Annotated in this window: 21 protein-coding genes; 8 read left to right on the top strand and 13 right to left on the bottom strand. The window is 68.8% G+C overall.

The features are described from left to right. Positions 1-35 precede the first annotated feature (35 nt). Complete coding sequence (locus tag AC3A6B_RS16170) at positions 36-3,590, bottom strand: patatin-like phospholipase family protein (RefSeq protein ID WP_487837694.1); 3,555 nt, start codon at positions 3,588-3,590, stop codon at positions 36-38. A 368-nt stretch (positions 3,591-3,958) separates the two neighbouring features. On the opposite strand from AC3A6B_RS16170, the gene AC3A6B_RS16165 reads away from it, so the two are divergent. Then, the gene (locus AC3A6B_RS16165; RefSeq protein WP_487837693.1) at positions 3,959-5,050 is read left to right on the top strand and encodes an MBL fold metallo-hydrolase; all 1,092 of its coding nucleotides are present in this window, start codon (positions 3,959-3,961) and stop codon (positions 5,048-5,050) included. 9 nt (positions 5,051-5,059) lie between these two features. Here the strand turns inward: AC3A6B_RS16165 and AC3A6B_RS16160 are convergent, their stop codons facing one another. The 5 genes from AC3A6B_RS16160 to AC3A6B_RS16140 are packed head-to-tail and all read right to left on the bottom strand — an operon-like array spanning position 5,060 to position 11,709. Further along, on the bottom strand, positions 5,060-5,239 hold the full coding sequence (locus AC3A6B_RS16160; protein WP_487837692.1) for a hypothetical protein: 180 nt from the start codon (positions 5,237-5,239) through the stop codon (positions 5,060-5,062). Positions 5,240-5,254: 15 nt separating this feature from the next. Then, positions 5,255-7,645, bottom strand: a complete 2,391-nt coding sequence (gene parC, locus AC3A6B_RS16155; RefSeq protein ID WP_487837691.1) for a DNA topoisomerase IV subunit A — start codon at positions 7,643-7,645, stop codon at positions 5,255-5,257. 49 nt (positions 7,646-7,694) lie between these two features. Beyond that, positions 7,695-8,801, bottom strand: coding sequence for a Kelch repeat-containing protein (locus tag AC3A6B_RS16150; protein WP_487837690.1), 1,107 nt, complete (start codon positions 8,799-8,801; stop codon positions 7,695-7,697). A gap of 5 nt (positions 8,802-8,806) precedes the next feature. Then, entirely contained in the window at positions 8,807-9,685 is an 879-nt protein-coding gene (locus tag AC3A6B_RS16145) for a lytic transglycosylase domain-containing protein (RefSeq protein WP_487837689.1), read from the bottom strand. Between the two features lie 47 nt (positions 9,686-9,732). Beyond that, positions 9,733-11,709, bottom strand: coding sequence for a DNA topoisomerase IV subunit B (locus AC3A6B_RS16140; RefSeq protein ID WP_487837688.1), 1,977 nt, complete (start codon positions 11,707-11,709; stop codon positions 9,733-9,735). A 153-nt stretch (positions 11,710-11,862) separates the two neighbouring features. Between AC3A6B_RS16140 and AC3A6B_RS16135 the strand changes: the two genes are divergently transcribed. The 6 genes from AC3A6B_RS16135 (at position 11,863) to AC3A6B_RS16110 (ending at position 16,709) form a co-directional block, all read left to right on the top strand. Continuing rightward, on the top strand, positions 11,863-13,080 hold the full coding sequence (locus AC3A6B_RS16135) for an MFS transporter (protein ID WP_487837687.1): 1,218 nt from the start codon (positions 11,863-11,865) through the stop codon (positions 13,078-13,080). Between the two features lie 11 nt (positions 13,081-13,091). Further along, the gene (locus tag AC3A6B_RS16130) at positions 13,092-13,232 is read left to right on the top strand and encodes a hypothetical protein (protein ID WP_487837686.1); all 141 of its coding nucleotides are present in this window, start codon (positions 13,092-13,094) and stop codon (positions 13,230-13,232) included. Between the two features lie 29 nt (positions 13,233-13,261). After that, a complete protein-coding gene (locus AC3A6B_RS16125; RefSeq protein WP_487837685.1) occupies positions 13,262-13,768 on the top strand; it encodes a class I SAM-dependent methyltransferase in 507 nt (168 codons plus the stop codon). A gap of 5 nt (positions 13,769-13,773) precedes the next feature. Then, positions 13,774-14,697, top strand: coding sequence for a 4-hydroxy-tetrahydrodipicolinate synthase (gene dapA, locus AC3A6B_RS16120; protein ID WP_487837736.1), 924 nt, complete (start codon positions 13,774-13,776; stop codon positions 14,695-14,697). Between the two features lie 115 nt (positions 14,698-14,812). Then, on the top strand, positions 14,813-15,898 hold the full coding sequence (bamC, locus tag AC3A6B_RS16115) for an NlpB/DapX family lipoprotein (RefSeq protein ID WP_487837684.1): 1,086 nt from the start codon (positions 14,813-14,815) through the stop codon (positions 15,896-15,898). Positions 15,899-15,932: 34 nt separating this feature from the next. Continuing rightward, the gene (locus tag AC3A6B_RS16110; protein WP_487837683.1) at positions 15,933-16,709 is read left to right on the top strand and encodes an MBL fold metallo-hydrolase; all 777 of its coding nucleotides are present in this window, start codon (positions 15,933-15,935) and stop codon (positions 16,707-16,709) included. Positions 16,710-16,758: 49 nt separating this feature from the next. Here the strand turns inward: AC3A6B_RS16110 and AC3A6B_RS16105 are convergent, their stop codons facing one another. From AC3A6B_RS16105 to AC3A6B_RS16095, 3 genes are all read right to left on the bottom strand, one after another. After that, positions 16,759-17,031 (bottom strand): hypothetical protein, encoded by a 273-nt coding sequence (locus AC3A6B_RS16105; protein WP_487837682.1) that lies wholly within the window; start codon positions 17,029-17,031, stop codon positions 16,759-16,761. A gap of 93 nt (positions 17,032-17,124) precedes the next feature. Then, complete coding sequence (locus AC3A6B_RS16100; protein ID WP_487837681.1) at positions 17,125-17,631, bottom strand: hypothetical protein; 507 nt, start codon at positions 17,629-17,631, stop codon at positions 17,125-17,127. Continuing rightward, entirely contained in the window at positions 17,621-18,760 is a 1,140-nt protein-coding gene (locus AC3A6B_RS16095) for a JmjC domain-containing protein (RefSeq protein ID WP_487837680.1), read from the bottom strand. Before AC3A6B_RS16095 ends, AC3A6B_RS16100 begins: the two co-directional genes overlap by 11 nt. A gap of 14 nt (positions 18,761-18,774) precedes the next feature. On the opposite strand from AC3A6B_RS16095, the gene AC3A6B_RS16090 reads away from it, so the two are divergent. After that, entirely contained in the window at positions 18,775-19,299 is a 525-nt protein-coding gene (locus tag AC3A6B_RS16090; protein WP_487837679.1) for an FKBP-type peptidyl-prolyl cis-trans isomerase, read from the top strand. Between the two features lie 55 nt (positions 19,300-19,354). On the opposite strand, the gene AC3A6B_RS16085 is transcribed toward AC3A6B_RS16090, so the two are convergent. The 4 genes from AC3A6B_RS16085 to coaBC form a co-directional block, all read right to left on the bottom strand. Next, the gene (locus tag AC3A6B_RS16085; protein WP_487837678.1) at positions 19,355-19,846 is read right to left on the bottom strand and encodes an outer membrane lipoprotein; all 492 of its coding nucleotides are present in this window, start codon (positions 19,844-19,846) and stop codon (positions 19,355-19,357) included. A gap of 164 nt (positions 19,847-20,010) precedes the next feature. Further along, positions 20,011-20,457 (bottom strand): dUTP diphosphatase, encoded by a 447-nt coding sequence (dut, locus tag AC3A6B_RS16080; protein WP_487837677.1) that lies wholly within the window; start codon positions 20,455-20,457, stop codon positions 20,011-20,013. Continuing rightward, positions 20,458-20,922, bottom strand: coding sequence for a hypothetical protein (locus AC3A6B_RS16075; protein ID WP_487837676.1), 465 nt, complete (start codon positions 20,920-20,922; stop codon positions 20,458-20,460). Next, positions 20,919-22,145, bottom strand: a complete 1,227-nt coding sequence (gene coaBC, locus AC3A6B_RS16070; RefSeq protein WP_487837675.1) for a bifunctional phosphopantothenoylcysteine decarboxylase/phosphopantothenate--cysteine ligase CoaBC — start codon at positions 22,143-22,145, stop codon at positions 20,919-20,921. Before coaBC ends, AC3A6B_RS16075 begins: the two co-directional genes overlap by 4 nt. Positions 22,146-22,235: the final 90 nt, after the last annotated feature.

The following is a 22,235-nucleotide window of genomic DNA, read 5'->3' as shown; positions in this document are numbered from 1 at the left end:
GGGTTCGACTCCTTCTGCGCTCGCGACGGGATCGATCAGCCCGCGGACGCGTCCTTGCTCCGCGGCAGCCACACCTCGATCGCGCCGGGCGCCGCCTTGATCGAGCGCGGCAGCAGCTTGATGACCCAGGGCTGGCCGGTCGGCGAGGCGGCAGTCTGGACCAGGGCCTGCGCGCAGGCGCGCGCCGTTTCGTCGCGGATGATCACGCTGGGCTCGGGATGCCCGGTGGGCGGCGAGCGTCCGGCGCGGCGCGAGGTGCTGAGCACGTCCTCGATCGGCGGCACCGAAGCGCCGAGCGCGCGCCAGGGTCCGCGCCACGAGCGGGCCTTGTCGCGCAGCGAGGAACCGTAGGTCTGGATATAGACCACGGTGTCGTTGCACACGCCGGGCGGCGGCGCCGCGACTGCGGCGGGCGCGGCAGGCGTGCCGTTCGCCGGCGCTTCGCCGTTCTGGGCGGGCCGCGGCATGTAAGGCGGCTGCGCGCCCTGCGCGGCCGGCGGTGGCGCGGCGGCGATCTGCACGTCGGGCGGCCCGGCGATCCGATCGCGCAGCCACACCACCACCGGCCAAGGCTCGGGCAAGGTGCCACTGCAGTTCTGCTTGGAACCCGTCTGCCCGGAGTAGTCGCGCGCCCAGTAGCGCGGCGCGCAGGCCGGCGCCTGCGCCGGCTGCAGGCAATCGATGCCGTTGCCCGGGTCAAGCAAGCGCGCGCAGGCCGGCGTGCGCTGTTCGGATGCTTCATTGGTGCAGGCCTGCTTGGCATCGTCGACGATGCGCACCGAGAGCCGGAACTTCGCCATGAAGTTCTCACTGCCGTCGCGGCACAGCAGGTCGCCGGTGCGCAGCAGCTCGGCGGCCAGCAGCGCCGGCGCTTCGCTGCTCGTCGGGGTGCCGGCGCGCAGGCGGGCCCAGAGCTCGGTGAGGTCCTTGAACGCGCTGTTCTCGGCCTTCTGCGTCTCGGCGCGCTGCACGCGCCAGCTGTCGATGCCTTGCCAGGCCGCGACGCCGAAGGTGGCGGCAGTGCCGAGCCCGACCGAAGCCGTCATCGCGCCGGCCCTCATCACGCGGGCCTGCAGCCGGCTCATTGCGCCAACCGTGGTCGCGGCGGCGCCGTCCTTGTCGTCGGCATCGGCTTCGACCGCACGCGCGGCCGGTTGCACCTGCCCGTCGTCGGGAACGAAGAGCCCGGGCGCGCCCATCGCCACCTGGTCGAGCATCTCGCCTTCAAGGCGCGAACCGATCTCGGCGCCGAGCCGGAAGTAGCTTTCCCATTGGGCCTCGTCGAAGAACTGGTCGGTGGTCGGCTGCTGCGGAAAGAGCGGATTGGAGGCCTTGAAATTCACCAGGTCGACCGGGAGCGCCGCCGAGACATTGGGCTTGACCAGCACGATCTGCCCCGTCGCGCCGCTCGCATAGCGCACCTGCGCCAGCGCCAGGCAGGCCTGGCTGTGCGGCGAGGCGAGATCGTTGAGCGAACCGAAGGCGCCCAGGTGCACCCAGTCGGCGCCGGGCCGCGGCTTCATGAAGGTGATCTCGGCGTTGAGGTCGATGCGGGCGCGGCGGATCAGCACCTCGAGATCGCAAAAGCGGTACTCGGGATCGGCGCCGCAGTCGGCAATCACGATCAGCGAGGCCTGCTGGCGCAGCAGCGCGTAGGCGCCGGTGTTCTCGAAATGGCCGCCGTCGCTCAGGTACCAGTTGGCCGAGCTGCTGCCGGGAAAGGCGCCGAAGCATTCGAGCAGCATGAAGCGCGTCTTCATCAGGAGCGGGCTGGCATGCACGGCGGCGCCGCGCTGCACGATGCCGGCCTCGGCGCTGTTCCACCAGTAGCCGAGCCTGAGGCCCGCGAACACCGACAGCGCCGCGATGCCGCGCTTGGTGAGCCGGCCGAGGCCGGGCGCGAAGGCCGCGCCCGAGATCGCAGTCCATGCGCCGAGCGTGAGCGCGCCGTCGCCGTGCGCCTGCGCCCAGTTGGCGCCGCCGGCCTGCATCCAGCCCAGCGGGCCGATCGTGAGCGGCTGGCTCTTGCGGTCGCGGTTGAACAGGCGCTGCTTGGGGTCGTGCGTCTGGTTGATGCAGACGTTGGCCAGATGCACCGGCCCGCCATGCAGATGCGGCGCATAGCGCAGCTGCGAAATGTCGTCGCGCGCGTCGACCTCGCCGACCGGCACCCGCGGCGGCTCGAGGCCCGAGACCGCGTCCGTCGGGCTGGCGCCCAGGCGCTTGGCGTTGGCGGCGCCGAGGTAGCCGCGCACGATGCGCGCCTTGTAGAACATGTGCAGCGAGGAGACGTTGAGAAAGCCGAAGTTGCGCCCGGTGACCAGCGCATAGCTGCCGACGATGACGGCGATGGTGCCGAGCCAGACCCAGCCGCGCGAGAAGTCCAGCCCCTCGGGCGTGAACACCGGCAGCAGCGCCACCGAATAGACCACGCCGACCCACCACGCCGCCAGGCAGAAGGCCAGCAGCAGGCCGAACAGGCTGGCGAGCGTCAGCATCAGCGTCTTGCCGATGCCGGGCGCCTGGCGTTTCTGCGACAGCAGCATCGGCAGCACGCCGCGCAGCGCCGCGGCCACGATCAGCAGCGCCGCGCCGTAGGAAGCGCGCTCGCGCTGCGTTTCGGCCGCGAGCCACCAGGCGCTGCGGTCGAGCAGGCCCAGCATCACGATCAGCAAGGCCGTGTTGATCACCGCGGCGAGCGCCTCCGTCAGCTCGTTGCGCAGCTGCGCCGGCGTGCGCTTGCTGCCGCGCCACAGCACCCAGAGCAGCGCAACGACCCAGCACAGCGCGAAGGCCACGAAGGCGGGCGCCAGCCAGAGCGGCCCGCTGTAGTGCCGCACCAGGCGCGGCCCGATCCAGCATGCGCCGGCGCCGAGCGCGCACCACATCGCCACCTGCAGCAGCATCGACGAGGTGGACGGCTTGTCGCGCACCGACCAGTAGGCGCAGGCCAGCATCACAGACGCAATGAAGGGCCCGACCAGCGTGAACCACAGCGTGGGCCACTGCGTCGACCATTGCACCAGCAGGCGCACCGACTGCACGCTTGCGAGATCGGTCACGCCGGCCTGCGCCTCCGAGGGCAGGCTGTTGAGGTCCACGGCGCGGAACACCGCGTCCCACAGCAGCAGGTTGATGGCGGCCAGCACCATGCCGATCAGCCCGGCGGCAATCGCGATCTCGATGTGCGTGCCCAGCAGGTTGCGCAGATAGAGCGCGCTGGCGAACAGCGTGTCGCGCAGCCCGCCCGGGATGAGGTAGCGGCCGTTGCTGCGCAGCCACCAGCCGAAGCGCGCGCGGTCGACATCGCCCATCGCGCGCTCGATGTCGCGCACCTCTTCGACCGATTTCGCTTCGGTGCAGAGCCGGCCGAAGGTGGCACCGATGTAGCCGCCGCCCGAGACGGTCGAGATCAGGTCGAACTTGAGCAGTTGCCGGCGCGCGGCCAGCGCCTTCATCAGACCGAGGCAGAAGGTGGCGCTGCGGATGCCGCCGCCCGACAGCGCGAGGCCCCAGGGCCTGCGGCCGTCGTCGACGCCCGCCAGCGCCTTGCGGCGCGTTGCCACCAGCTCTTGGATGGTGTCGTCCATGCGGCTCCTCGTCGTTCCGCGTGGAATATTTCACGCTTGGCGAGGGGTATCAATGCCGCAAACGGTCTATGCCGGATGCAGGTCGAGGGCCTATTCGCACATCAATCACCCCCGCGTGAGGCCCCACAGAGGGCCCAATCTAGGCGCCAAGCGGAACTGGGTTGCACACCCAGTGAGCATTGGCAACGACGAGTGGGCCCTCTGTGGGGCCTCACCCGAAGGGCCGGGGCGGCAAGAGGCGCATGGCGTCGTTGCGGTCCTTGCCCAGGCGGCCAGCCTGGGCTGCGGCCCGCGCCTAGCCCTGCACCCCTTGCCGCCCCGGCGCGGGGGTGATTGATGTGCGAATAGGCCCTAGTTAAGCTCGCGCGATGACCGCCGACCTCATCGTCAAAAGCCTCTTCCTGACCGCCGCCTTCGGCCTGATCGCCGGCTGCGCCAGCAGCACCAGCGCCTGCGAGAGCCCGTACGGCGCCTCGCCGCAGTTCAAGGGCTGCGTCTTCGAGAACATGCCGAATCCGCAAGCCCTGCCCTCCCAGGGCTCCTGGAAGATCTGGTCGCGCTTCCTCACGGCCAGCAAGAACGGCACCGTGCCGGTGGACCCGATTCCCGTGCGCAGCCTCAGCACTGCGCAGCTCGATGCCCTGGATCCGCAGGGCAACCATGTGATCCGCCTCGGCCACTCCTCCCACCTGCTCAAGCTGCGCGGCAAGTACTGGCTGATCGACCCGGTGTTCAGCGAACGCAGTTCGCCCTTCCAGTGGATCGGACCGAAGCGCTTCCACCAGCCGCCGCTCACGCTCGAGCAACTGCCGCCGATCGAAGGTCTGATCCTCTCGCACGACCACTACGACCACCTCGACGTGGCGACCATCGAGTACCTGGCGCAGCGCGTGCAGCGCTATTTCGTGCCCCTGGGCGTGCGGGCCCGCGTGCTCGAGATGGGCGTGCCGGCCGAGCGCGTGGCCGAGTTCGACTGGTGGCAGGCGGCGGAGCACGACGGCATCGGCCTCACGGCGACGCCGGCGCAGCATTTCTCGGGCCGCACGCTGAACGACCGCAACAAGACGCTGTGGGTCTCCTGGGTCATCCAGAGCGGCGGTGAGCGCATCTTCTACAGCGGCGACTCGGGCTACTTCCAGGGCTTCAGGCAGATCGGCGAGCGCTTCGGCGGCTTTGACCTGGCCTTGATGGAAAACGGCGCCTACGACAGCTACTGGCCCTCGGTGCACATGACGCCCGAACAGAGCGTGCAGGCCTTCGAAGATCTGCGGGGCAAGATGCTCTACGTGGTGCACAACAGCACCTTCGACCTGGCCTTCCACACTTGGCGCGATCCGCTGGACCGCATTGCCAACCTCTCTCAGGCGAAGAAGATCGAGCTCGCAACGCCGGAGATCGGCGAGGTGCTGACGGTGGGAAGGCCGCGCGCGAATGTGCGCTGGTGGGAAGGATTGAAGTAGCGGCCGGCTTCAGCGCTGCTGCCGCCGCTCTCGCGCGCGCCGCACCTGCCGGCTCTGCCCAGCCTCCGCCGCGCGCCGTTCGCGCTCCCGGCGCGCATCGCGCCGGCGCTTGCCGAGCCAGCGCGCGAACAGGAAGCTGCAGGCGCTGGTGACGACGAGAACGAAGATGCCGACCGGTCCGAAATCCATGCGTGTCTCCGGTCTTCAGAGCACGCGCACGATGCTGGCCGGCTTGAAGCCGAGATCGGCCGCCTTGCCCTTGCGCGCGCGGCTGGCACGCGCGTTGTTGAGCGTGCGGATCTCCAGCGTCTCCTCGCGCTCCTTGCCGCCGCGGCCGATGCCTTCGATCTTCACGCTGCGCGTGTAGGCCGCGGCGCCGGCGAGCGTGTCCTTGGCGTCGAGGTCGATCAGCATGAGCCCGCGGCCGCCCTTGGGCAGCGCCTTCATCTCGAGGATCTCGAAGGTCAGGATGCGCCCGCCCGTCGAGGCGCAGGCCACGTGGGTCGCCGGCGGCATCGGCTCGGCGCCGCTCGCGCCGCCGACCAGCGAAGGCCTGCAGAGCTGCTCGCCCTCGCCCACGTCGACGAAGGCCTTGCCGCCGCGCTGGCGCGACATCATGTTCTCGACCGAGGCGATGAATCCGTAGCCGCCCGTGTTGGCGAGCAGCAGCGCCGCTCCGGGCGGTCCGGCGAAGTAGTGCGCCACGTGCGTGCCGCTGTCGAGATCGATCAGCGTCGTGACCGGCTGGCCGTCGCCGCGCCCGCCGGGCAGCGAAGCCACGGGCACGGTGTAGACACGCACGGTCTTGTCCTTGGCGGTGCCGAAGACCAGCAGCGTGTCGACCGAGCGGCACTCGAACGCACCGTAGAGCGCATCGCCGGACTTGAAACTGTATTCGGGCGCGGCCGCACCCGCGGCGCGCTCGCTGGCCCAGCCCTTCTGCGTGCGGACCCAGCCCTTCTGCGAGACGATCACCGTCACCGGCTCGTCGACCACGCGCACTTCGGCGACGGCGCGCTTCTCGGCCTGGATCAGCGTGCGGCGCGGGTCTTCGAAGCTCCTCGCATCCTGCTCGATCTCCTTCACCAGCAGGCGGCGCAGCGCTGCCGGGCTGGCGAGGATGTCCTCGAGCTTCTTCTGTTCCTCGCGCAGGCCCTTCAACTCCTGCTCGATCTTGATGGCCTCCAGCCGCGCCAGCTGGCGCAGGCGGATCTCGAGAATGTCCTCGGCCTGCCGCTCGCTCAGCTCGAAACGCGCGATCAGCGCCGCCTTCGGGTCCTCGGCCGCGCGGATGATCGCGATCACCTCGTCGATGTTGAGCAGCACCAGCTGCCGGCCCTCGAGGATGTGGATGCGGTCCTGCACCTTGCCCAGGCGATGGCGCGAGCGCTTCTCGACCGTGATCTCGCGGAAGGCGATCCACTCGTTGAGCATCTGGCGCAGCGACTTCTGCGTCGGCTTGCCGTCGATGCCGACCATCGTGAGATTGATCGGCGAAGAGCTTTCGAGCGAGGTCTGCGCCAGCAGCGTGGTGATGAACTCCTCCTGGCTGATGCGCGAGGTCTTGGGCTCGAACACCAGGCGCACGGCCGCGTCCTTGCTCGATTCGTCGCGCACCACGTCGAGCACCGAGAGCACGGCCGCCTTCAGCTGCGTCTGCTCGGCCGAGAGGGCCTTCTTGCCGGCCCGGATCTTGGGGTTGGTGAGCTCCTCGATTTCTTCCAGCACCTTCTGCGTGCTGACGCCCGGCGGCAGCTCGTTGACCACCAGCTGCCACTGGCCGCGCGCGAGGTCTTCGATCTTCCAGCGCGCGCGCACCTTGAGCGAGCCGCGGCCGGTGCGATAGGCCTCGGCGATGTCGGCCGGGCCGCTGATGATCTGCGCGCCGCCCGGATAGTCGGGGCCGGGCACCAGCGCGAACAGCTCTTCTTCGCTGAGCTTGCCGTTCGACTTGATCAGCGCCACGCAGGCGTCTGCGATCTCGCGCAGGTTGTGGCTCGGGATCTCGGTGGCCAGGCCGACCGCGATGCCGCTCGCGCCGTTGAGCAGCGTGAAAGGCAGCCGCGCCGGCAGCAGGCGCGGCTCTTCGGTCGAGCCGTCGTAGTTGGGAATGAAGTCGACCGTGCCTTCGTCGATCTCGTCGAGCAAGAGGCTGGTGATGCGCGCCAGCCGCGCCTCGGTATAGCGCATGGCCGCGGCGCCGTCGCCGTCGCGGCTGCCGAAGTTGCCCTGGCCGTCGACCAGCGGATAGCGCTGCGAGAAATCCTGCGCCATGCGCACCAGCGCGTCGTAGGCCGCCTGGTCGCTGTGCGGATGGAAGCGGCCCAGCACGTCGCCGACCACGCGCGCGCTCTTGACCGGCTTGGCGCCCACGGTGCCGTTGGCGCCGCCGAAGCCCAGGCCCATGCGCGACATCGAATAAAGAATGCGCCGCTGTACCGGCTTCTGGCCGTCGCTGACGTCGGGCAGCGCGCGGCCCTTGACCACGCTGAGCGCGTATTCGAGGTAGGCGGTCTGTGCGTAGTCGGCCAGCGTGAGGGCGTTGTCGCCTTCGTCGGCAGGGCCCAGGAGATCGAGCGGAGGTTGGGAGTCCATGAAGAAGAGAGAGAAGAAAAAGAAATCAGGCCGTCGCGCGCGAGCGCGCTCAGCCCAGTGTGAATGCTTCGTGCACCGCCGACTGCACGCTGCCGCCCAACACCGCGCCGCCGCCCGCGACGTAGATCCAGTCGCCGATCACGGCCGCGCCCACCGCATGGCGCGGCGTGGGCATGGGCGCATGGCGCTGCCAAGTGTCGGCTACCGGATCGTAGCTTTCCATCTGGCCGAAGACCTTGGCCTGGCGCGGCACGCCGCCGACCAGGAAGCCGCCCTCACCGCCCATCGCATAGAAGCGGCCGCGATAGACCACCAGACCATGGCCAGAGCGCGCGATGGGCAGCGGCGCGCGCAACTCCCAGGTGTCGCGCGCCGGCAGGTAGACGTGGTGCAGCTCGGTGTTGTATTCGAAGGTGTTGAAGCGCCCGCCGATCACGTGGATCTGCCCGTTGTGCGCGATGCAGCCCACGTGGTCGCGCGCACCCGGCAGCGGCTTGCGGGAAGACCAGCGGTCAGCCTGGGGGTCGTAGACCTCATGCCAGCCGACGCTGGCGCGTTCGGCCGCCGGCTCGGAGGCGCCGCCGATCAGGTGCAGCGCGCCGCCCTGCATCACTGCAGCCGCGGCGCCGCGCGGGCGCGGCAGCGGCGCGATGGCGGTCCAGCGATCGGCCGCGATCTCGTAGACGTAGGCGTTGGTGTCGGAGCGGCGGTTCTGTTCGATGAAGCCGCCGAGGGCATAGACGCGCCCGCCCTCGGCCGCCACCGCGACGTGGTTGGCGCCGCGCGGCAGCGGCGCGCCGTCGAGCCAGCGATCGGCGGCCGGATCGTAGATGTGGTGGTAGTCGCGGTTGACCGCGCCTTCGCCGTAGCCGCCGACCACGTGCATGGGGCCCTGCGCGGCGGTGGCCCAGGCCATCTCGCTGCGCGGGATCGGCAGGGCCGCGCGCGGCACCCAGCGGCCCGGCGCGCCGGCCGGCGCCGGGCTGACGGTGACGCGCTGCGCCTGCTGCTCGGGCGTCATGTGATGGGGCACGCCGCCTTGCAGCCTGGCGTAGGGCTCGGCCGAGGACGGGGCCACGGGCAGATGGTGCTGCGCGCGCCCCGCGCCGGCCGTGGCGGCCAGCGCGGTGGCAAGAACGAAGTTTCGGCGCTGCATCGACTTCAGGACAGGGCGGGATCGAGCCGCAGCCCCTGCGGCGGCTCGGGCAGGGACGGCATCGCGGGCGCGCCGCGCGAATCCGGCGGCATGTTGCCGCGGCCGATCGCGCCGCCGCGCGGCGGCGCGAGTTCCATGCGCACGCGCCCCGGCGCCTTGCCGCCACGTCCGGCGACCGCCTGCGGCTTGAGGTAGGCATAGAGCTGCAGCACCGTCTTCACGTAGTTCTGCGTTTCGCGGTAGTTCGGTATCTTGTTGCCGGCGCGCTGCACCGCGCCCTCGCCCGCGTTGTAGGCCGCAAGCGCGAGCTCGATGTCGCCGGGGAACATCTCGATCAGGTCGCTCAGGTAGCGCGAGCCGGCCGCGATGTTGATGCGCGGGTCGAACAGCTTCTTCTCGAGCGAGCCGCGCTTGTCGGCCTGCACGCCGTAGCGCTGCGCGGTGGCCGGCATCAATTGCATGAGGCCGAGCGCGCCCTTGGGCGACACGGCCTGCGCGTCGAAGCCCGACTCGGTGGCGATCAGGGCCTGCAGCAGTTCGTAGTCGATTGCGTGGCGCCTGGCGGCTTCGCGCAGCGCGCCCTGGGCGGGCTTGTAGCTGGGCGAAGCCTCGAACAGCGCGAGCAGGGTCTGCGAGGCGCGCGGCACCTTGCCGTCGATCCTGCCGGTGCGGCCGCGCAGAAGCGGGCCGATGCCGTCCGCCGTATCGAAGCTCTGGCCCCCGCGGAAGAACAGCTGGTAGCGCTCGTCGAGCTTCTCGGGCGCGAAATGCGCGACGCCCTTGTCGTCGACGTAGCCAAAGATGTCGGCCGCGTGCGCGAGCGGCTGCGTCATCGACAGCAGCAGGGCCAGCAGCAAGGGGAGGAAACGGCCAAGGGTGCGCATGGGGTCAGGGACGCATTTTCGGCGCGAACGCCTACCGCGTCACGCACTCAGACATCGAGCTCCACATCGTCCGCCCGCAGCTCCATCAGCTCGCGCCGCGCCGCGGCCTCGCCCTTGCCCATGAGCTTGGTGATCTCTCCCTGCGTGCCCGAGACGTCGAAGCGGCCCAGGCGCACCTGCAGCAGGCGCCGCGTGTCGGGGTTGAGCGTGGTTTCCCACAGCTGCTCGGCGCTCATTTCGCCCAGGCCCTTGAAGCGGCTGATGCTCCAGGCGCCTTCGCGCACGCCGTCCTTGCGCAGCTTGTCGAGGATGGCGACCAGTTCGCCCTCGTCGAGCGCGTAGACCTTCGAAGCCGGCTTCTTGCCGCGCGCCGGCGCGTCGACGCGGAACAGTGGCGGCTTGGCGACATACACATGGCCGGCTTCGATCAGTTTCGGAAAGTGACGGAAGAACAGCGTCAAGAGCAGCACCTGGATGTGCGAGCCGTCGACGTCGGCATCGCTCAGGATGCAGACCTTGCCGTAGCGCAGGCCCGACATGTCGGGCGTGTCCTCGGGGCCGTGCGGATCGATGCCGATCGCAACCGAAATGTCGTGGATCTCGGTGTTGGCGAACAGGCGGTCGCGCTCCACTTCCCAGGTGTTGAGCACCTTGCCGCGCAGCGGCAGGATGGCCTGGCTTTCCTTGTCGCGGCCCATCTTGGCACTGCCGCCGGCCGAATCGCCCTCGACCAAGAACACCTCGTTGTGCGCAATGTCCTTGCTCTCGCAGTCGGTCAGCTTGCCGGGCAGCACGGCGACGCCGGAGCCCTTGCGCTTCTCGACCTTCTGGCCGGCCTTCTGGCGCGTCTGCGCAGCCTTGATGGCCAGCTCGGCGAGCTTCTTGCCGTAGTCGACGTGCTGGTTGAGCCACAACTCCAGCGCGGGCCGCACGAAGCTGGACACCAAGCGCACGGCGTCGCGCGAATTGAGCCGTTCCTTGATCTGGCCCTGGAACTGCGGATCGAGCACCTTGGCCGAGAGCACGTAGGAGGCTCGCGCGAACACGTCCTCCGGCAGCAGCTTCACGCCCTTGGGCAAGAGCGAATGCAGTTCGATGAAGCTCTTGACCGCGTTGAACAGGCCGTCGCGCAGGCCGCTCTCGTGCGTGCCGCCGGCGCTGGTGGGAATGAGGTTGACGTAGCTCTCGCGCACCGGCTGGCCGTCCTCGGTGAAGGCCACGCACCACTCGGCGCCCTCGCCTTCGGCGAAGTTGTCGGCATTCTTGTCGGCATGGCCCGCGCCTTCGAACAGCGGGATCACCGGATCGCCGTTGAGCGTCTGCATCAGGTAGTCGCGCAGGCCGCCCTTGTAGAGCCACTGCTGCGTTTCCTTGGTCTTCTCGACCACCAGCGTGACGGTCACGCCCGGCATCAGCACGGCCTTGCTGCGCAGCAGGTGGGTCAGTTCGTTGATGGGAAGCTGGGGCGATTCGAAGTACTTGGCGTCCGGCCAGGCGCGCACCGTAGTGCCCTGCTTGCGCTCGCCGCCGTCGTTGGCGCGCACGACCAGCGGTTCGATCACGTCGCCGCCCGAGAACGCGAGCTGCGCTGCCTTGCCTTCGCGAAAGGACTGGACCTCGAGGCGCTTCGACAGCGCATTGGTCACCGACACGCCCACGCCGTGCAGGCCGCCCGAGAAGCTGTAGGCGCCGCCCGAGCCCTTGTCGAACTTGCCGCCCGCGTGCAGCCGGGTGAACACCAGTTCGACCACCGGCGCCTTTTCTTCGGGGTGCAGGCCAAAGGGGATGCCGCGGCCGTCGTCCTCGACGCTGACCGAGCCGTCCGTGTGCAGCGTGACCTTGATCTTCTTGCCGTAGCCGGCGAGCGCCTCGTCGGCCGCGTTGTCCAGCACTTCCTGGATGATGTGCAGCGGGTTGTCGGTGCGGGTGTACATGCCCGGACGCTGCTTGACGGGCTCGAGGCCCTTGAGAACGCGGATCGAGCCTTCCGAATAGGCCGGGGGAGTCTTGCTGAGGATCGCCATGGGGGCGGATTGTATGCGTGGCCCGGCAAAAAACCTGTATGAACATACAGAAGCCCTCTGATGCGGCTGCCGCATCAGTGCCGGCCAAAAAGATCAACAATTGCCGTCGCCGTCGTGCCATGCGGCTGCCCCCGCTTTGGATACATTGCCTGGATGAATCCCACACTCAAGCCGCTGTCGCTCAAGCAGGTCCTGTTCTGCGGCGCCATGATCGTCACCCTCTCGATGGGCATCCGCCACGGCTTCGGGCTCTGGCTGCAGCCGATCACGCAGGAACAGGGCTGGTCGCGGCAGAGCTTTTCGCTCGCGCTCGCGATCCAGAATCTGTCCTGGGGCGTGATCGGCGTCTTCGCCGGCATGCTGGCCGACAAGCTGGGCGCCTTTCGCGTGCTGGTGGCGGGCGCGGTGTTCTATGCGTTGGGCCTGGCGGGCATGGCGCTCTCGCCCACGCCGCTCATGTTCGCGCTGACGGCGGGCGTGCTGATCGGCGCCGCTCAGGCCGGCACCACCTACGCCGTGATCTATGGCGTGATCGGCCGCCAGATTCCGGTGGAGCGGCGCTCCTGGGCGATGGGCGTGGCCGCCGCGGCCGGCTCCTTCGGCCAGTTCCTCATGGTGCCGGTGGAAGGCCACCTGATCGCGGGCTTCGGCTGGCACACCGCCCTGCTGGTGCTGGCCGTCATGGTGCTGCTGATCGTGCCGCTCGCTTTCGGCCTGCGCGAGCCGCGCGTCGGCACTGCCGCCGTCGTGCACCGCGAGCAGACCATCCTGCAGGCGGTGGGCGAGGCCTTCAAGTATCCGAGCTTCGTGCTGCTGATGGCGGGCTACTTCGTCTGCGGCTTCCAGCTGGCGTTCATCGGCGTGCACATGCCGAGCTACCTGCGCGACAAGGGACTCTCGCCCGAGGTGGCCAGCTATGCGCTGGCATTGGTCGGCTTGTTCAATATCTTCGGCACCTACGTCGCGGGCTCGCTCGGGGCCCGGCTGGCCAAGCGCAAGCTGCTGGCCGCCATCTACTTCAGCCGCGCGGCGTCGATCGCGATCTTCCTGACGGCGCCGATCACGCCGCTCTCGGTGTACGTGTTCGCGAGCGTGATGGGCTTCCTGTGGCTGTCGACCGTGCCGCTCACCAGCGGCATCATCGCCCAGATCTTCGGCGTGGCGCACCTGTCGATGCTGGGCGGCTTCGTGTTCCTGAGCCACCAGGTCGGCTCCTTCCTTGGCGTCTGGCTCGGCGGCTACCTCTACGACAGCACCGGCAGCTACGGCATCGTCTGGTATCTCGCGATCGCGCTCGGCGTATTCGCTGCCTTGGTCAACCTGCCGGTCAAGGAAGGCGCGATCGCGCGCCCGCTTCCTCAACCGGCCTGAGGTCTTCCACCATGCGCCCGAGCACACGCCATCGCCTCGTGCAAGCCGGCTGGCTGGGCGCGGCCGCGCTGGTGCTGCTGGCCGTGTTCGCGCTCTACACGCGCCCCGCCTTCCTCGTGACACTGGCGGACCAGATCTGGGCCTGCTTCTGAGCCACGACCTCCCGCCCTCCCCCTGGATCGTGCGCTGGTCGCACCTGCTCGCGCCCGGCGCCGACGTGCTCGACGTGGCCTGCGGCGCGGGCCGGCACATGCGCTGGTTCGCCGAGCGCGGCCATCCGGCGACGGGCGTGGACCGGTCGCCGGAGGCCGTCGCCTCCGCAGCCGGTTTCGGCCAGGCACTGCTCGCCGACATCGAGGCGGGGCCCTGGCCCTTTGCCGGCCGGGTCTTCGGGGCGGTGATCGTCACCAACTACCTCTGGCGGCCGCGCCTGCCCGATATCGTCTCGGCGGTCGCGACCGGGGGCGTGCTGCTCTACGAAACCTTCGCCGCGGGAAACGAGTCGGTGGGCAAGCCCTCGCGCCCGGATTTCCTGCTGCAGCCCGGCGAACTGCTGATCGCCTGCGCGGGGCTGCGGATCGTGGCCTACGAGGACGGCTTCCTGCCGGCGCCGGCGCGATTCGTGCAACGGATCGCCGCCATCAGACCGGTCGGCGCGGCCCCCGGGGGGCCGCCTCTGAGTCAGTAGAATGGCTGCTTTTCGTCCACCCGACAAAGAGACCACCCTTGGAGCAACTGACAGGCAGCATCGTCGCGCTCGTCACGCCGATGCATGACGACGGCAGTGTCGACTATCCCGCCCTGCGCCGGCTGATCGACTGGCACATCGACGAAGGCACCGATTGCCTCGGCGTGGTCGGCACCACCGGCGAGTCGCCGACGGTCGACGTCGAGGAGCATTGCGAGATCATCCGCATCGCGGTCGAACAAGCCAAGGGCCGCGTGCCCGTGATGGCCGGTTGCGGCGCCAATTCGACCAAGGAAGCGATCGAGCTCGCCAGGTTCGCCAAGGGCGTAGGCGCCGATTCCCAGTTGCAGGTGGTGCCCTACTACAACAAGCCGACGCAGGAAGGCCAGTACCGGCACTTCAAGGCCATCGCCGAGGCCGTGGGCGACCTGCCCGTCGTGCTCTACAACGTGCCCGGCCGCACGGTGGCCGATATGGCGCACGACACCGTGCTGCGCCTGGCACAGGTGCCCGGCATCGTCGGCATCAAGGAAGCCACCGGCAACATCGAGCGCGCACAGTGGCTCATCCGCGACCTGCCAAAGAATTTCGCGGTCTATTCGGGCGACGATCCGACCGCCGTTGCGCTGATGCTGTGCGGCGGCCAGGGCAACATCAGCGTCACGGCCAACGTGGCGCCGCGCAAGATGCACGAGCTGTGCATGGCCGCCATCGCCGGCGACACGAAGCGCGCAATGCAGATCCAATTCGAGCTGATGCCGCTTCATCGCCATCTGTTCGTCGAACCGAATCCGATCCCCGTCAAGTGGGCCATGGCCCGGCTCGGCCTGTGCGGCGGCGCGTTGCGCCTGCCCCTGACCGAGCTCGCCGAAGCAAGCCGTCCGGTGGTCGAGTCCGCGCTGCGCGCCAGCGGCCTGCTCAAGGACTGATTCCATCCGCAGCGCCGTTCGCGAACGCCGGCAACCTTTTGCGCAGCCGGCGCTCTGACACAGCGGGACGCTGCTGCCCATCGATTGAGCTAAACATTCCACAAGGAAGACGACGTTGAAAACCATTTCGCGATTCGCACTGCTGGCCCTGATTGCCAGCCTCGCTGCCTGCTCGGTCCTCGAGAGCGACAAGATCGACTACAAGAGCGCCGGCAAGGCACCCACGCTCGAGGTGCCGCCCGATCTCACGCAGCTCTCGCGCGAAAACCGCTACGCAGTGCCCGGCGGCGCGGTCACGGCCAGCGGCTATCAGGCCGGCATTGCCAACGCGCCGAGCGTCCCCACGGCGGTCGGAAACATCGGCGACGTGCGCATGGAGCGCTCGGGTTCGCAGCGCTGGATCGTCGTCAACCGCTCGCCTGATCAGCTCTGGGAGCCGGTGCGCGACTTCTGGCAGGAAAACGGCTTCCTGCTCACCAGCGAGCAACGCAATCTCGGCATCATGGAAACCGACTGGGCCGAGAACCGCGCCAAGCTGCCGCAGGACATCATCCGCGGCACGCTCGGCAAGCTGGTCGATTCGGTGTATTCCACCGGCGAACTCGATCGCTTTCGCACCCGCCTCGAGCGCACGCCCAACGGCACCGAGATCTTCGTGAGCCACCGCGGCATGGAAGAGGTCTACAACACCGCGCGCAAGGACCAGACGGTCTGGCAGCCGCGCGCCACCGACCCCGAGCTCGAAACCGAATTCCTGCGCCGCCTGATGGTGAAGCTGGGCGTTTCGCAGGAGCAGTCGAAACTGCTCGCCGCAACCAGCGCACCGGCGCGCACTGCCAGCGTCGCCAACGTCGGCGGCCAGCCGGTGGTCCAGATCAACGAGAACTTCGAGCGGGCATGGCGCCGCGTCGGCCTAGCGCTGGACCGCACCGGCTTCACCGTCGAAGACCGCGACCGCAGCGCCGGCACCTACTTCGTGCGCTATGTGGCGCCCAACCCGGACAAGAAGGAGCCCGGCTTCTTCGGCAAGCTGTTCACCTTCGGCGGCTCGGGCAAGACCGAGGCGCCGCTCAAGTACCGCATCCTGGTCAAGGGCCAGGGCGAAGCCAGCACGGTGGCGGTACTCAATGAAAGCGGCGCGCCCGAGACCTCGGCCAACGCCCAGCGCATCGTGCAGGTCATTGCCGACGACCTGAAATGACGGTCTCCCCCGGGCTTCGCGCACGTCGCTAGAGATGCTGCGCTTCCGCAGCCTGGGCAGCGGCAGCACGGGCAATGCCACACTGGTCGAAGCGACGAGCGGCGGCCGCACGTCGAGGCTCCTGATCGATTGCGGCTTCGGGCTGCGGCAGCTCGATGCGCGGCTCGCGCGCGCGGGCCTCGCGGCCTGCGACATCGACGCGGTCTTCGTCACCCACGAGCATGGCGATCACATCGGCTGCGTGCACGCGCTGTCGCGCCGCGAGCGGCTGCAGGTCTGGATGAGCGAGGGCACGTGGCTCGCCGCCGGCGGGCGCGATTTCGACGGCCGGCTGGGCCTCGCGCGCGACGGCGCCGACATCGAAGTCGGCGACATCCTGGTCCAGCCTTTCACCGTCCCGCACGATGCCCGCGAGCCGCTGCAACTGCGCTGCACCGACGGCGCGCGCAGCCTCGGCGTGCTGACCGACCTGGGGCATGCGACGCCGCACGTGCTGGCCCGCTTGATGGGGCTCGATGCCCTGCTGCTCGAGTTCAATCACGACAGCGACATGCTGGCCGGCTCGGCCTACCCGCCCTTCCTGAAGCTGCGGGTCGGCGGCAACTACGGCCACCTGTCCAACGCCGCCGCGGCAGCCATCGCACGCGCCGTGCATCACGGCGGGCTGCGCCACGTGCTGGCAGCCCACCTGAGCGAACAGAACAACCGGCCCGAGATCGTGCGGCGCGCGATGGCCGAGGCGCTCGGCGCCGGCGAGCACGAGATGCTGACGGCGAACGCCGCAGAAGGCTCGCCCTGGCTCGATCTCTAGGCAATGAAAAAGGCCGCCCGAAGGCGGCCTTTCCGCATCTGCTGCAGCCTTACTGCTTGGGCGTTTCCTCTTTCTTCTTGGCCGCTTCGGTCGCGGCATTGGCCGCATCGAGTGCCGACTGCGAGCCGGGCGACGGTGCAGGCGTCGTGGCCGACGTATCGGGCGTTGCAGGTGCTGCTGCCGGCGGAGGCGGAGGCGCGGGCGCCGGCGTGACGGAGGCAGGCGGCGGGGTGACGACGGCCGGCGCGGATTCCTCCTTCTTGCCGCAAGCAACCAGTGCAGCAGCGGCGATCAGCGAGGCGAGCAGGACGGAATTTCTCATTACATGACTCCTTTGGATGAAGGTCTCGAAAGAAAAATTCTAGACCTGCACCTTCGCAGGATGATGTATGGAGGGGCGATTCGCGGCATTGGCTTACAAGCCCAGCGTGGAAGCCGGAAAGGCCGGCCGGCCGTGGCGCAGGCATTCGTCGATTCGTTCCCGCAAGGCGCGCCGCCCCTCGGGTTCGTGCCCGCAGACGCCGCGGCTGCGCTCGACGTCGATGCGATTCAGGAACCATGACGGCGTCCAGATGCCGCTCGGCACCTGAGGCAGGCCCGGACCGTCGCAGGCCCGGCAATCGACGATGTGGCTCCACATGCGGCGCCAGTGCACGAAGCGTGCATGTTCGCGCTCGAACACGTCGAAGCGCTGCGCCAGCAGCACCAAGCTGCGCCCGTTGGCCGCCCAGGCCTGCAGCGCATCGGCGATGGCACGCTCGCCCAGCGGCCAGTCGCCGAAGCCGGGATCGCAAAGGACGATCTCGCGCCAGTTCTGCTGCGCGGCGGCAGCGAGCGCCGCATGCAGGTGGGCCTGAAAGGCATGGCGCCCATCGAAAGGCCCTTCGGGCAAGGCCGTGTCGTCGACTTCTTCATTCGGCATGCAGCCACCCCGCTTCGCACCAGTCGCCCAGCAACGCCAGCGCATCTTCGCTCGCGCCTCGGAGATCGCGCGGACCGAGCGCACGCTGGTCGGCCAGCAGGCGCATCAGCTTCGCATCGCGGCCGGAGGCGCGAAAGCTTTCGCCGTTGATGTAGAGATGCCGCGCGTCATAGAGGATACGCGTGCGGCGGTCGAGCGCAACGCCGGCCAGCGCCGACGGCTGCTCGCCCTGGTCGAACCAGACCGTGGGTTTGGGCTCGGTCATCGATTCGCCCAGCGCACGGTCGATCGCGTCGGGGTCGCGCAAAGCGGCGAGCACTGCATCGCGCGCAAACGCTTGCAGGGCGGGCGGTATCGCCGCCGGCGTCTCCACGGCAGGCTGCGCGGGATCGCGGTAGTGAACGACCGTCTTCATCGGCGCATCTTCCAGCGCCTCGGCCTGCGCCTCCGCGATGCGCGCGAGCAGATCGACGCCGAGCGGGGCGGCAGCCGGCGCGCGCAGGCCGATCGAATACGTCATGCAGTCGCCGCCGACCGCGACGCCGTCGTGCGCATAGCGCGGCGGCAGATAGAGCATGTCGCCGGGTTCGAGCACGAAGCTCTGTTCGGGTTCGAATTGCGCCAGGATCTTGAGCGGCACCCCGGGCTGAAGCCGCAGGTCGCGCTGTTTGCCGATGGACCAGCGGCGCTGCCCCTGCGCCTGCAGCAGAAACACGTCATAGCTGTCGAAGTGCGGGCCGACGCCGCCGCCGTCGCCCGCGTAGCTGATCATCAGGTCGTCGAGCCGCGCGTCGGGAACGAAACGGAACTGTTGCAACAATTCATGAATGCCCTGGTGATGCAGATCGACGCCCTGCACCAGCAGCGTCCACTCGGAGTGCTTCAGCGACGGCAGCGACTTGCGCGGCAAGGGGCCATGCCGCAGGGTCCAGCCGGCCTTGCCGTGGCGGATCAGCCGCGACTCCACCTCCTCGCGCTCGGCCAGCGCGAACAGCGCCTGGCGCTCGATCGGTGGCACCATGGCGGGCACGGCCTGGCGCACGAGCAGCGGTTTCTTCTGCCAGTGACGGCGCATGAATTGCGAAGCGCTGAGGCCGCCGAGCAAGGGCAAGGGTCGATGAATCTCCATGGGAGAATTCTGCAATGGAAATCTCTGAACAATGCGTGGTCGGCCTGACCTGGACGCTGAAAGACACCCTGGGCGAGGTGCTCGACGTACTCGACGATCCGGTCGAGTTCCTGGTCGGCGGCGACGATCTCTTCGATGCGATCGAGGCTGCCCTGCTCGGCCACGGGCCGGGTGCGCGAGTGCTGCTCCAGCTCGAACCCGAACAGGCCTTCGGCGACTTCAACGACCAGTTGCTCTTCCTCGAGCCGCGCGCCCTCTTTCCGGAAGGCACGGAAGAAGGCATGACCTTCGACGGCGCCGCCTTGCCGGCGGGCGTGAATCCCGACATTCCCAAGAACGCGATCTACACCGTGAGCGAGGTCTATCCCGAGCACCTGGTGCTCGACGGCAACCATCCGCTCGCAGGCATCGCGATCCGGCTCGACATGACGGTGAAGTCGGTGCGCGAAGCCACTGAAGAAGAGATTGGCCGGGGCACGGCGGGCACCGGCTTCTTCAAGGTGCCGCCGATGGCGCCGGGGAACGACCTGCTGCATTAACGGACAAGGACAAAAAGCCGGGCTACTGCCCGGCTTTTCCTTTGTGCGCGCTGCCTCAGAAGCGCGAGATCTGGCCGCCGTCGATGCGCACGCGGTCGCCGACACGCAGGTCGCCCGGACTCGGCACATCGAAGGAGCGGTAGCCGCCGTTGTCGGTCTGGATCGAGACACGATAGCTTTCGTAGACGCGCGGCGCGTTGCGGTTGGCCTCGATGCTGTTGCCCAGCAAGGCGCCGCCGACTACGCCCAGTGCGGTGGCCGCCGCGCGGCCGCTGCCATGGCCGAACTGGTTGCCGACCACGCCGCCGAGAACGCCGCCGGCCACTGCACCGCCGCCGGTGGTGCCGGTGCCCGCGGTCTGGCTGCGCAGCACCTCGATGTTGGCCACGTGGCCGTATTCCACATAGGGCGACTGGGCAACCGGCTGCACCGGCTGGTACGGATAGCGCGAGGTCTGATAGACCGGCGCCGGCGCCACGCAGGCAGTCAGAGTCGCGAGCGCAAGAACGGATGCAGCGACGGAAACAAGGCGGATCGAAATCTTCATGGTGTAGTGCTCCTCGAACAGGTCTGGCGCGATGCGCCCTGCATGTGTCTTAACGCATCGCGCACTTGCGCGATGACCGTGCACACATGTTGAAACCTTCGATGCGCAAGCTGCATCGCAGGTTCCATTCTTTACCTGTGGGAGCGGGCCTACAGCCCTTCGCCTCAATGCTTGCCGGTCGAGCCGTAGCCGCCTTCGCCGCGCTCGCTGGGCGGGAATTCCGACACCACCCGGAACTGCGCCTGCACCACCGGCACGATCATCAGTTGGGCCAGCCGCTCCATCGGCTGCAGCACGAAGGCGGTGTCGCTGCGGTTCCAAGCGCTGACCTTCAGCTCCCCCTGGTAGTCGCTGTCGATCAGCCCGACGAGGTTGCCGAGCACGATGCCGTGCTTGTGGCCCAGGCCCGAGCGCGGCAGGATCAGCGCGGCGTAGCCGGGATCGGCCAGGTGGATCGAGATGCCCGTGCCCACCAGTTGCCACGCGTTCGGTTCCAGCGTGATGGGCGCCTCCAGGCAGGCGCGCAGGTCCAGGCCCGCGCTGCCGGGTGTTGCATAGGCAGGCAACTGGTCCTGCATACGGGGATCGAGGATTCGGAGGTCGACTTTCACTTACTTGCCACGCCTTTGCTGCTGTTGTTCCTGTTGCTTCCGGGCCGCCGCCTCGACCCATTGCTTCCAGTTTTCCATGCCGGGCGGAAGCGCCAGCCGCCGCAGCTTGTGCGCGAGCCAGAGGCCGAACGCGAACACCACGGCGACGATGCCCAAGGGCACGTCGAGCGCCAGCAGCACCAGCAGGATCAGGACCCAGACGATGGCCAGCGCCTTGATCATCTTGCGCATCACGTCGCCGCTGCCCGCCGCGGGGCGCACCTCGCCGTTCGACTGGGCGCTGCGCCGCGCGGCGGAGGCGGCGTCCGCGACCGCGCCGTGCGGCTCGGAGGAAGGCGTCATGCCGACGTCCAGGCCGTGCTCGCCGTTCTGGTTCTCGCGCCTGGGGAGTGCCGCCTGCGCGGTCAGCCGCTCCACGTAGCTCGCGAAGTCGCCATCAGGCGGCGTGTTCCATTGGGGATTCATCGCTGGCTCCTTGCCGGCAGGCGTGCCGCGATCTCGGCCACCAGCTCGCGCGCCAGCGTGAGCTTGGGCGCACACGGCAACTCGCGCACGCCCTTGGCGTCGACCAGGAGCAGGCTGTTGTGGTCCTGCCCGAAGGTCAGCGGGCCGATGTTGCCGACCAGGAGCGGAATGCCCTTGCGTTCGCGCTTGGCCTTCGCGTGCTCCGCCAGGTTTTCGCTTTCCGCCGCAAAACCGACGCAGAACAGTTGGCCGGCCTTGGCGCGCTCGCCTTGTGCGACGGTCAGCAGGATGTCCTCGTTCTCGACGAAATGGAGCACCGGCGGCTTGCCGCTGCCGTCTTTCTTGATCTTGTGCTCGCTGTGGGAAGCCGGGCGCCAGTCGGCTACCGCCGCCGTCGCGACGAAGACCGCAGCATCCTGCGTGGCGCGCAGGGTCGCGTCGAGCATCTCCCTGGCCGACATCACGTCGATGCGTGCGACGCCGCGCGGCGTGGGCAGGTGCACCGGGCCGGCCACCAGCGTGACTTCGGCGCCCGCCTCGCGCGCCGCGCGCGCGATCGCAAAACCCATCTTGCCGGAAGAGTGGTTGGTGATGCCGCGAATCGGATCGAGTGCCTCGAAGGTCGGGCCGGCCGTGACGACCAGGCGCCGGCCGGCCAGCACCTTGGGCTGGAACTGCGCCACGATTTCTTCGAGCAGTTGCTCGGCCTCGAGCATGCGGCCGTCGCCGGTTTCGCCGCAGGCCTGCCAGCCGTTGCCGACCCCCAGCACCCGGGCGCCGTCGGCGTCGACCTGGCGCAGGTTGCGCTGCGTGGCCGGATGAACCCACATCTCGCGATTCATGGCCGGCGCGATCAAGAGCGGCACGCGCTCGGCCGGACGCGCGAGGCACAGGAGGCTCAGCAGCTCGTCGGAGCGGCCCTGCACCAGCCGGGCGATGAAATCGGCGCTCGCGGGCGCCAGCACGATCGCATCGGCCTCGCGGCTCAGGTTGATGTGCGGCATGTTGTTGGCCTCGCGCCCGTCCCATTGCGAGGTGTAGACCGGCCGGCCGGACAGCGCCTGCATGGTCACCGGCGTGATGAACTGCGTGGCGGCCTCGGTCATCACCACCTGCACGGTGGCGCCGGCCTTGACGAGCAAGCGACACAACTCGGCCGACTTGTAGCAGGCGACGCCCCCCGTGAGGCCCAAAACAATGTGCTTACCCGCGAGTTCTTGCATGGCCGGCAGTGTATCTGTCGCCCCCACGCTCCGTCACTGCGTGGACTCGCTGCCCTCCGAGGGGGCGCGGCCGCCGCGGGACGGCCCTGC

Source organism: Variovorax sp. Soil_C_33 (assembly GCF_057656935.1).
Note: the sequence above shows the minus strand (reverse complement) of the source record. Positions and strands in the feature narration are given on the sequence as shown.

Bases quoted from the DNA above. Each gene is read 5' to 3' on its own strand.
- AC3A6B_RS16170 (WP_487837694.1), bottom strand. From the start codon at position 3,590: ATGGACGACACCATCCAAGAGCTGGTGGCAACGCGCCGCAAGGCGCTG.
- AC3A6B_RS16165 (WP_487837693.1), top strand. From the start codon at position 3,959: ATGACCGCCGACCTCATCGTCAAAAGCCTCTTCCTGACCGCCGCCTTC.
- AC3A6B_RS16160 (WP_487837692.1), bottom strand. From the start codon at position 5,239: ATGGATTTCGGACCGGTCGGCATCTTCGTTCTCGTCGTCACCAGCGCC.
- parC (WP_487837691.1), bottom strand. From the start codon at position 7,645: ATGGACTCCCAACCTCCGCTCGATCTCCTGGGCCCTGCCGACGAAGGC.
- AC3A6B_RS16150 (WP_487837690.1), bottom strand. From the start codon at position 8,801: ATGCAGCGCCGAAACTTCGTTCTTGCCACCGCGCTGGCCGCCACGGCC.
- AC3A6B_RS16145 (WP_487837689.1), bottom strand. From the start codon at position 9,685: ATGCGCACCCTTGGCCGTTTCCTCCCCTTGCTGCTGGCCCTGCTGCTG.
- AC3A6B_RS16140 (WP_487837688.1), bottom strand. From the start codon at position 11,709: ATGGCGATCCTCAGCAAGACTCCCCCGGCCTATTCGGAAGGCTCGATC.
- AC3A6B_RS16135 (WP_487837687.1), top strand. From the start codon at position 11,863: ATGAATCCCACACTCAAGCCGCTGTCGCTCAAGCAGGTCCTGTTCTGC.
- AC3A6B_RS16130 (WP_487837686.1), top strand. From the start codon at position 13,092: ATGCGCCCGAGCACACGCCATCGCCTCGTGCAAGCCGGCTGGCTGGGC.
- AC3A6B_RS16110 (WP_487837683.1), top strand. From the start codon at position 15,933: ATGCTGCGCTTCCGCAGCCTGGGCAGCGGCAGCACGGGCAATGCCACA.
- AC3A6B_RS16105 (WP_487837682.1), bottom strand. From the start codon at position 17,031: ATGAGAAATTCCGTCCTGCTCGCCTCGCTGATCGCCGCTGCTGCACTG.
- AC3A6B_RS16100 (WP_487837681.1), bottom strand. From the start codon at position 17,631: ATGCCGAATGAAGAAGTCGACGACACGGCCTTGCCCGAAGGGCCTTTC.
- AC3A6B_RS16095 (WP_487837680.1), bottom strand. From the start codon at position 18,760: ATGGAGATTCATCGACCCTTGCCCTTGCTCGGCGGCCTCAGCGCTTCG.
- AC3A6B_RS16090 (WP_487837679.1), top strand. From the start codon at position 18,775: ATGGAAATCTCTGAACAATGCGTGGTCGGCCTGACCTGGACGCTGAAA.
- AC3A6B_RS16085 (WP_487837678.1), bottom strand. From the start codon at position 19,846: ATGAAGATTTCGATCCGCCTTGTTTCCGTCGCTGCATCCGTTCTTGCG.
- AC3A6B_RS16075 (WP_487837676.1), bottom strand. From the start codon at position 20,922: ATGAATCCCCAATGGAACACGCCGCCTGATGGCGACTTCGCGAGCTAC.
- coaBC (WP_487837675.1), bottom strand. From the start codon at position 22,145: ATGCAAGAACTCGCGGGTAAGCACATTGTTTTGGGCCTCACGGGGGGC.